Annotated in this window: 8 protein-coding genes; 6 read left to right on the forward strand and 2 right to left on the reverse strand. The window is 67.5% G+C overall.

The features are described 5' to 3' along the window. Positions 1–138: 138 nt before the first annotated feature. The 6 genes from B0293_RS24765 (at position 139) to pstB (ending at position 6,024) form a co-directional block, all read left to right on the forward strand. The gene (locus B0293_RS24765; protein ID WP_039916001.1) at positions 139–891 is read left to right on the forward strand and encodes a winged helix-turn-helix transcriptional regulator; all 753 of its coding nucleotides are present in this window, start codon (positions 139–141) and stop codon (positions 889–891) included. Positions 892–957: 66 nt separating this feature from the next. Continuing rightward, positions 958–1,833 (forward strand): mycothiol synthase, encoded by an 876-nt coding sequence (mshD, locus tag B0293_RS24770; protein WP_005152675.1) that lies wholly within the window; start codon positions 958–960, stop codon positions 1,831–1,833. Between the two features lie 229 nt (positions 1,834–2,062). Next, positions 2,063–3,190, forward strand: coding sequence for a phosphate ABC transporter substrate-binding protein PstS (pstS, locus tag B0293_RS24775; protein ID WP_005152677.1), 1,128 nt, complete (start codon positions 2,063–2,065; stop codon positions 3,188–3,190). A gap of 209 nt (positions 3,191–3,399) precedes the next feature. Next, positions 3,400–4,317: a phosphate ABC transporter permease subunit PstC gene (gene pstC / locus B0293_RS24780; protein WP_005152679.1), complete on the forward strand. Its 918-nt coding sequence runs from the start codon at positions 3,400–3,402 to the stop codon at positions 4,315–4,317. Between the two features lie 2 nt (positions 4,318–4,319). After that, positions 4,320–5,237, forward strand: coding sequence for a phosphate ABC transporter permease PstA (gene pstA / locus B0293_RS24785; RefSeq protein WP_005152680.1), 918 nt, complete (start codon positions 4,320–4,322; stop codon positions 5,235–5,237). 10 nt (positions 5,238–5,247) lie between these two features. Then, on the forward strand, positions 5,248–6,024 hold the full coding sequence (gene pstB / locus B0293_RS24790) for a phosphate ABC transporter ATP-binding protein PstB (RefSeq protein WP_005152681.1): 777 nt from the start codon (positions 5,248–5,250) through the stop codon (positions 6,022–6,024). Positions 6,025–6,243: 219 nt separating this feature from the next. Here the strand turns inward: pstB and phoU are convergent, their stop codons facing one another. After that, on the reverse strand, positions 6,244–6,906 hold the full coding sequence (phoU, locus tag B0293_RS24795) for a phosphate signaling complex protein PhoU (protein WP_005152682.1): 663 nt from the start codon (positions 6,904–6,906) through the stop codon (positions 6,244–6,246). 92 nt (positions 6,907–6,998) lie between these two features. Continuing rightward, positions 6,999–8,402 (reverse strand): LCP family protein, encoded by a 1,404-nt coding sequence (locus tag B0293_RS24800; protein ID WP_039916026.1) that lies wholly within the window; start codon positions 8,400–8,402, stop codon positions 6,999–7,001. Positions 8,403–8,662: the final 260 nt, after the last annotated feature.

The raw sequence follows: 8,662 nt of genomic DNA on the forward strand, positions 1-8,662 counted from the left end.
CAAATCTCCTTCTCGAACCTCTTTGGCCAGGTGTGATCGATCCAGCACGGGGTAGGTCCTCGGCTGTTCACCCGCTATTCTCACTAAGCACCGGCTGTAGCCACGTATACGGCGACTACGAGTTAGGGCGGTGCGGCGATGAGCCTGGACCTTCTGGTGTTGACTGCGGAACCCGACGCGACCGCGGTGCTGCCCGCCCTCGATCTGCTGCCCCACACCGTACGCGTACGTGCTCCGGAAGTGACCGCGCTCCTCGACGCCGGCCACCGCGACGTCATCGTCCTCGACGCCCGCACCGATCTCGCCTCCGCGAAGAGCCTCTGTCGTCTGCTCAAGGGCGCCGGTGAGGACGAGGCCTCCACGCCGGTGATCGCCGTCGTCGGCGAAGGCGGACTGGTCGCGGTCAGCGCGGAATGGCGCACCGACGACATCATGCTCCCGACCGCCGGTCCCGCCGAGGTCGACGCCCGGCTGCGGCTGGTCACCACCCGCGACGGCGGCGCCGCGCAGGTCGACGCCGAGCTCCGCGTCGGCGAACTGGTCATCGACGAGGCGACCTACACCGCGAAGCTCCGCAAGCGCACTCTCGAACTCACCTACAAGGAGTTCGAGCTCCTCAAGTACCTCGCCCAGCACGCCGGCCGGGTGTTCACCCGCGCCCAGCTGCTCCAGGAGGTCTGGGGTTACGACTTCTTCGGCGGCACGCGCACGGTCGACGTCCACGTCCGGCGCCTGCGCGCCAAGCTGGGGCCGGAGCACGAGCAGATGATCGGGACCGTGCGCAACGTCGGCTACAAGTTCGAACGGCCGTCCAAGGGGGCCGCGGCCAAGCAGCAGGCCATCGCCCCGGACGCGAGCGTCTACGAGCCGAACGAGCTTTCCGCGCACTGATTCCCTTCCCTTCCTGTCCGACAAGACGCCCGGGCGTCCTTCTGGTTCCCCGGTAGGGTCGGTTTCATGCTCGATCTGTCTTGGACCGGTGAACCGGAAACGGAAGAGATCCACGACTTCCTGCTCGCCGTGCGCGAGGCCGACGGTGATCCCCAGGACACCGGTTTCGCCGGTGGCCGGCACCTGCTGGGGCACGTCGACGGTGAGCTGGTCGTGTACGCGCACCTGGACACCGAAGGCGATTCGCACGGTAACCAGGTCGCCGAACTGTTCGTCCATCCCGCGCACCGCCGGTCCGGTCACGGCCGCGCGGCCACCAGGGCTCTCGTCGAGCACGCCGACGGGAAGCCGCTGCGCGTCTGGGCGCACGGCGACCACCCCGCCGCCGTCCACATCGCCGGGACCGAGGGCTTCGAGCGCGCCCGTGAGCTGCTGATCCTGCATGCCGACGCCGAAGCGGCGGACTGGCCGGAACCCGTGACGCGCGAAGGGGTCACGCTGCGCACGTTCGTTCCCGGCCAGGACGAGGAGGCGATGGTCCGCGTCAACGCGCGCGCCTTCGACTGGCACCCCGAGCAGGGCGCCCTGACCGCCGACGAGGTGCGGGCGACCGAGAAGGAAGCCTGGTTCGACCCCGAGGGCTTCTTCCTCGCGGAAGAGGACGGGAAGGTCATCGGCTTCCACTGGACGAAGGTCCACGAGGCGGTACCCGGCAGGTTCGGCGGCGAGCCCGCCGGCGAGGTCTACGTCGTCGGCATCGACCCGGACGCGCAGGGCGGCGGCCTCGGGAAGGCGCTTACCCTCGCCGGGCTCCGGTATCTCCGTGATCGCGGGCTGGGTCAAGTGATCTTGTACGTCGAAGGCGACAACGCTCCGGCGCTCGCGGTCTATTCGAAGCTGGGCTTCACCCGATACGAGGTCGACGTTCAATACGCTCGGTAACCGCGTTCACACGTGCGGCACTTGACCGGTCACGGAGAGCAGACGCCCAGGTCACGGGCGGGACACGGCCCACTTTCGGAGTAGTCGCGCTGCTCACATCGGCCGCCTTGTTCACTTGCCGTTCACCCTTAGACGGTCGCCTGTCCACTGTCGGTGCTTAATGTCCGGGTCCGGAAGGAACGCTCCCGTTCCACCGATCCGGCGAAAGTCTCCCAGTGGAGGAAATGCAGTGAAGATCATGCGGCCCGCGGGCGCGATCGGCATCGTGGCCACCGCCGCCCTCGTGCTCGGCGCCTGTGGATCCGACCCGGCGGCGACCAAGCCCCAGAGCTCTGGCGCCGCTTCCGCGCCCAGTGGCACGGCAGGCGTCGAATGCGGCGGCAAGAACCCGCTTTCGGCCGAGGGCTCGTCCGCGCAGAAGACCGCGGTCGACATCTTCGTGCAGCAGTACGCCGCCAAGTGCGCCGGCCAGAAGGTGAACTACAACCCCAGCGGTTCCGGCGCCGGCATCAAGCAGTTCAACGCGAACCAGGTCGACTTCGCCGGTTCGGACTCGCCCCTCAAGGAGGGCGAGGAAGCCGACAAGGCCAAGGCCCGCTGCGCCTCCGACGCGTGGAACCTCCCGCTCGTCATCGGCCCGGTCGCCGTGGCCTACAAGGTCTCCGGTGTCGACAAGCTGACCCTGACCCCCGAGGTCACCGCCAAGATCTTCAACGGCGGCATCACCAAGTGGAACGACCCGGCCATCAAGGCGGTCAAGGGCAACGAGAGCGTCAACCTGCCGGACAAGGCCATCCAGGTCATCTCCCGCACCGACGAGTCGGGCACCACCGACAACTTCCAGAAGTACCTGAAGGCCGCCTCGAAGGGCGCCTGGACCCAGGGCGACGGCAAGAAGTTCAACGGTGGCGTCGGTAACGGTGCCGAGAAGTCCAACGGTGTCGCCAGCGCGGTCAAGGCCACCGACGGCGCCATCACCTACGTCGAGTCCGCGTTCGCGAAGGACGGCATCAACGCCGCCCTGATCGACAGCGGCTCCGGCGGTGTCGAGCTCACCGCGGCGAACGTCGCCAAGGCCCTCGACGCGGCGAAGTTCAAGAAGGAAGGCACCAACGACCTCGCGCTGGACCTGAACGCGATCTACTCCAGCAACGTCGCCGGTACCTACCCGATCATCCTCGCCACCTACGAGATCGTCTGCTCGAAGTACGCCGACCCCGAGGTCGCCAAGGCCGTCAAGGCGTTCCTGAACGTCGCCGCCACCGACGGTCAGAAGCCGCTTTCGGACAAGGGCTACGTGCCGATCCCGCAGAGCCTGCAGGACAAGGTCCTGACCGCCGTCAAGGCCATCGCCTGACCCTGTCGCCGATCTTCAGGTCGATCAGTAAACAGGCTGGACAGAAGTAGTCGATGAGCGATTCGTCTTCGCCCAGAACGCCCACCGGCGACCCCGGTGGGCGTTCTGGCGTCCGCGAGACCTTCACGGAGGACCCGATTTCGGAGCAACCTGCCGCGTCACCGCCCGAGAAGTCCTCGGTGCCACTCGCGAGCCCCAATTCCAGGACGGTGCGGCCCGGTGACCGCATCTTCCAGTTCCTGACCACCGGAGCCGGCGTCTTCGTCGTCTCGCTGATCGGCCTGATCGGGCTGTTCCTGCTGGTGCAGGCGATCCCGGCGCTCCAGGCCGACAACGTCAACTTCCTGACCAGCCAGGTCTGGCAGACCGAGCCGAACGACATGAAGTTCGGCATCATGGGCCTGCTGCTGGTGACCGTCTACTCCGCGCTGCTGGCGCTGATCATCGCGATGCCGATCTCGCTCGGCATCGCGCTGTTCCTCACCCAGTACGCGCCGAAGCGGCTGGCGAAGCCCTTCGCCTACGTGATCGACCTGCTCGCGGCGGTCCCCTCGATCATCTACGGCCTGTGGGGCCTGATGGTCTTCGCGCCGACGATCGAGCCCTTCTCCCAGTGGGTCAACGACACCTTCTCGTGGGTCCCGATCTTCGCGGCGGGCAACGTCTCGCCGGACATGCGCGGCACGATCTTCACCGCGGGCATCGTGCTCGCCGTGATGATCCTGCCGATCATCACCTCGCTGTCGCGTGAGGTGTTCGAGCGGACCCCGACCCCGCACATCGAAGGCGCGCTGGCGCTGGGCGCCACCCGCTGGGAGGTCATCCGCACCACGGTGCTGCCGTTCGGCAAGGCCGGGTACATCGGCGCCTCGATGCTGGGTCTCGGCCGTGCGCTCGGCGAGACGATCGCGCTCGCGATCATCCTGACCGGCGCGGTGGGCCGCGAGTTCACCTGGAGCCTCTTCGACGGTGGCGCCACCTTCGCCTCGAAGATCGCGGCGGACTACGCGGAACTCAACAACGAGATCTCGGCGGGCGCGTACATCGCGGCCGGCCTCGTGCTGTTCCTGCTGACGTTCATCGTCAACTTCGCCGCGCGATCCATCATCGCCAAGAAGGGGGACTGAGCATGTCCACCACGCTCGAGAAGACCCCTGCCACCACCCCCGCCTTCCAGCAGGTCAGCCTGGCGCGGAAGGCCAAGAACGGCATCGCGACGGTCCTGATCTGGCTGTCGTTCCTGATCGCCGTCGTGCCGCTGGTGTGGCTGCTCGCCACGGTGGTCATCAACGGCGTCAAGCGGATCCCCTACAGCAACTGGTGGACCGAGGACTTCGGTTCGGTGCTGTCGGACGAGGTCGGCGGCGGCGTGCTGCACGCCGTCATCGGTTCGGTGCTGCAAGGCCTGGTCTGCGCGATCATCGCGGTCCCGATCGGCATGCTGGTCGCGATCTACCTGGTCGAGTACGGCCGAGGCAAACTCGCGAAGGTCACGACGTTCATGGTCGACATCCTCTCCGGTGTCCCCTCGATCGTCGCGGCGCTGTTCATCTACGCGCTGTGGATCACGACGTTCGGCCTCCCGCGCAGCGGTTTCGCCGTGTCGCTCGCCCTGGTGCTGCTGATGATCCCGGTGGTCGTGCGCTCCTCGGAGGAGATGCTGCGGATCGTCCCGGACGACCTGCGCGAGGCCTCCTACGCGCTCGGCGTGCCGAAGTGGAAGACGATCATGAAGATCGTCCTGCCGACCGCGCTGTCCGGCATCATCGGCGGCATCATGATGGCGCTCGCCCGGGTCATGGGCGAGACCGCGCCGCTGCTGGTCCTCGTGGGCTACTCCGCCTACGTGAACTGGGACATCTTCGGTGGCGAACAGGCCGCACTGCCGCTTCTGATGAACAACGAACGGGTCAGCAACCCGTTCGACGAAGGTACCGTCGCGTTCGACCGGATCTGGGGTGCCGCGCTCACCCTGGTGCTGATCATCGCGATCGTGAACCTTCTCGCCATGCTCTTTGCCCGTCTTGTCGCCCCGAAGAAGAAGTGAGCTGTTTGAGATGGCCAAACGAATCGACGTCAAGGACGTGGACATCTACTACGGCAAATTCCACGCCGTGGACGGCGTCACCCTCTCGGTGCCGCCGCGGAACGTCACCGCTTTCATCGGCCCGTCGGGCTGCGGCAAGTCGACGGTGCTGCGCACGCTGAACCGCATGCACGAGGTCATCCCCGGCGCCCGCGTCGAGGGTGAGGTGCTGCTCGACGGCGAGGACATCTACGGCGCCGGGGTCGACCCGGTGCAGGTCCGCCGCACGATCGGCATGGTGTTCCAGCGGCCCAACCCGTTCCCGACGATGTCGATCCGCGACAACGTCGTGGCCGGCCTGCGCCTCGGTGGCACCAAAGGCAAGAAGGAACTCGACGAGGTCGCCGAGCGCGCCCTGCGCGGCGCGAACCTGTGGAACGAGGTCAAGGACCGGCTGAACAAGCCCGGCGGCGGCCTCTCCGGTGGTCAGCAGCAGCGGCTCTGCATCGCGCGGGCGATCGCCGTGCGGCCGGACGTGCTGCTGATGGACGAACCGTGCTCCGCGCTCGACCCGATCTCGACGCTGGCCATCGAGGACCTGATCGGTGAGCTCAAGAAGGAGTACACGATCGTCATCGTGACGCACAACATGCAGCAGGCGGCGCGCGTCTCGGACCAGACCGCGTTCTTCAACCTGGCGGGCGTCGGCCAGCCGGGCCGCCTGGTGGAGCTGAACGACACCGAGAAGATCTTCTCGAACCCGGACGAGAAGGCGACCGAGGACTACATCTCGGGCAGGTTTGGCTGAGTCTCGGCAGGTACATGAAGGCCCCCTTCCTTGCGCCAGGCGCAAGGAAGGGGGCCTTCATGTACCTGGGCCATTGACGCGATTAGTCGACTACTTGCGGTACCAGGGCATGTCGCGAGGGATTGGGATGCCGACAGACGCGAAGGGGCCCTTCACCGCATCCGATGCGGTGAAGGGCCCCTTCGCTACGTCTGACGAGGGGAAAGTCCCCTTCAGCCCTTAGATGTCTTCGGTGCCGTAGCCGGGCATCTTGCCGGTCACCACGAAGATCATCCGGCGCGCGACCGAGACGGCGTGGTCGGCGAAGCGCTCGTAGAAGCGGCCCAGCAGGGTGACGTCCACGGCCGCGGCGACGCCGTGGTCCCAGTTCCGGTCCATGATGACCGTGAACAGGTGCTTGTGGATCTCGTCGACCTCGTCGTCGTCCGACTCGATCGTGCGGGCGGCCTCGACGTCCTTGGACTTGATGACCTGCTCGGCCTGCCGGGCCAGCTTGACGGCCACCTCGCCCATCTTGGCGAAGTCGCCCCGCACGGCATCGGGGAGCACGGGGTCGGGGTGACGGCGGCGCGCGGCCTTGGCCACGTGCAGCGCCAGGTCGCCCATCCGCTCCAGGCTTTCCGCCGCGTGGATCGCGGCGAGGACGGTCCGGAGGTCGGTCGCGACGGGTGCCTGCAGGGCCAGCAGCGCGTACGCCTGCTCCTCGCATTCGGCGCGCGCGTCGTCGACCTTCGCGTCGTCGCTGATGACCTGCTCGGCGAGTCCGAGATCGACCTCGAGCAACGCCCGGGTCGCCCGCTCCATCGCGTCGGCGACCTGGAGCGACATGCTCGCTAGGTTCTCGGCGAGCTGTTCGAGTTCGACATGGTAAGCCTCACGCATGGCCCAACCCTACGGGGAAGAGGGTCCAAAAGCCGCATCCCAGAGTGAACCTGACGTGAACCCGGACTAACGAATGATCCTTCGGCGGATCTTCAGCCTGAGCTGCTGCTCTTCTTGGCGCCGCCGGACTTGGCGGAGCTGGTCGGCGTGGCCGCCGTGTCGCTCGCGGGAGGCGCCGGGGTCTTCTCTTCCAGCGGGGTGTTGTTGATCAGCGCCTGGAAGAGCGTCTTCGACTTGCTCTGCAACAGCACCTCGTTGCCGCGCTTGTTCGCCTCTTCGGTGGTGGGCACGGTGAGGAACTTGACCTTTTCCGAGCCCATCCCCTTCATCGACTTCGCCAGCGTCATCATCTGGTTGATGCCGAGGTTCTCGCCGAAGGTGGCCTTGGCGAACGCGTCGATGAAGCCGCTGAGCTTGCCGGTGTCCAGGATGACGTCCTTCGACATCACCGTCTTCAGCAGCGCGCCGAGGAAGGCCTGCTGCCGTTTGATCCGGCCGTAGTCCGACGTCGGGTCGCCCTTGACGTGCCGCGCCCGGACGTAGTTCAGCGCCTGGTCGCCGGAGATCCGCACCTCGCCCGCCTGCGGGATGACCATGCCGAGCGTGGTGTCGTCGATCGGCTTCTCGTTGTACACGGTGACGCCCTGCACGGCGTCGACCATGGCTTTGAAGCCGTTGAAGTCGATCCCGACGAAGTGGTTCATCTTCATGCCGGTGATCTGCTGGATGACCTTCGTGACGCACTGCGGGCCACCGACCGCGTAGGCGGTGTTCAGCTTCGTGATCTTCTGCGCCGGCGAGACCTGGTCCGAGTACGACGACGTCGCCGGGTCCCACCGCTTGCATTCGGGGCGGCTGATCTCGAGGTCGCGCGGGAAGGACACCATGACGACGCGCTGCCTGTCGGCGGGGACGTGCGCGATCATGACCGTGTCTGACCGGGCGCCCGGGGTGCCTTCCGTGTCGCCGACGCCGTCTTCGGCGGACGCGCCGTCACGGCTGTCGGAGCCGACCATCAAGAAGTTCTCGTCGCCTGTCTGGCCCGCGGCGTCCTGGATGTCGGCGGAGTCTTCGTCGAGCGAGGCGACGTTGTTGAACTTCGCGTCGAACCAGGTCTGGGCACCCCACGCCGTGCCGATGGAGAGGAACACGAGCGCGGCGACCACGGCGGCCGCGATCCGGCCCGCCTTGGCCGCCTGCCTGGTCTTGCGTTCCTTCTTCTCCTGCAGGCGGGTCTGCGGGGACGCTTCTTCGGCGGCTTCCGCGGGCTCCGGGTCGGTGGTCGTGACCACCCGCTGCAGCGCCGTGCGGGTCTGCTCCAGCAGCGCGGCGGGACGGGACGCGAGCCGTTCGCGGCGCTCGCGCTTCTTGGCCTCTTCGGCTTCGAGTTCGTCGTGCGCGGCGGAGAACCGGGCGAGCGTGTGATCGATCTTGCGCTTGGTGATCGTCGCGTCGTCGATCGCTTCGAGTTCGTCGGTCATCGTCAGCCGGTCCATCTCGGACCGCGGCGGGACACCGGGCGACAGGGACGGCGCGGACGGCGCCTGCGCGGCGGGTGTCTGCTGCACCGGTCGCTGAGCGGGGCGGCGGGGACGGCGCGGCGGCGCCGGGACCGCGGGCTGCTGCTGCGCGCCCGGGTTCACCACCGGCGGACGGCGCTGCGTCGGAGCCTCGGGGCTGGGCGCGGCCTGCGGGGCACGGCGCGGCTGGCGCGCACGGGGCGGACGCGGTGCTTCGGCGGGCGCCTGCGGCGCGG

The organism is Amycolatopsis azurea DSM 43854, assembly GCF_001995215.1.
In the GTDB taxonomy this organism is placed as follows: Bacteria; Actinomycetota; Actinomycetes; order Mycobacteriales; family Pseudonocardiaceae; genus Amycolatopsis; species Amycolatopsis azurea.